The organism is Alkalimonas collagenimarina (assembly GCF_030717845.1).
Lineage (GTDB): Bacteria > Pseudomonadota > Gammaproteobacteria > Enterobacterales > Alteromonadaceae > Alkalimonas > Alkalimonas collagenimarina.
Genome location: NZ_JAUZVZ010000068.1, coordinates 1 through 600 on the forward strand (window position 1 = coordinate 1; position 600 = coordinate 600).

Here is a 600-nt window from a genome sequence, read left to right on the forward strand (position 1 = left end):
GTCAACTCATGCCTTAAAAGAAATATTCACAGATTTATTGAAGTGGATAATACCAACTGTTACTTTAGTTCCGACAAAGTCGCTCGGTAATTAGACCGACATAATCCCTTGGTAATCACACTAGTACACATTAGTTCTGTTTTATATGCTCCTGCGCTTGCTGTGCTTTTATTCTTCGTCCTTCTGCATTCACAAATCGGGTCACAAGACTTGTTGCATTGAGGTGTTCATTTTTCTTGCACTCGTCACTTAACTGGTCGTAAACTCGTTTGACGACATCAGTGTGACCGAGCTCATCAAGTCTTCTTCGTATTGAAACAAGCATTCCTTCATTGCCGCCTGAAAAAGCATGCTCAAGTACGGATCTGTATGGGACTCGGTTTCGCATGACATCACGGCATGAAGCCCACCTTGGGCTCAATGCATGCTTGTCATAAATGTCATCAATCATTGATGTAACTGATTCTAAGATGGACATGGACGGGTTTCTTTTACACTGATTAAATGATTGGCGTACTGTTAGTTGTTGGAGGGTTCCATTGGATTTTATATTCGATTGAATAAAGAAACCTACATCATCTCGAGGCCCAAGGTGTTCCC

The 600-nt window shown here is 41.5% G+C and carries 1 protein-coding gene; it reads right to left on the bottom strand.

The genetic code is table 11. The features are described 5' to 3' along the window. Window positions 1-130 precede the first annotated feature (130 nt). On the bottom strand, window positions 131-600 hold a 470-nt coding region (locus tag Q3O60_RS17625), incomplete at its 5' end, for a hypothetical protein (RefSeq protein ID WP_305895233.1).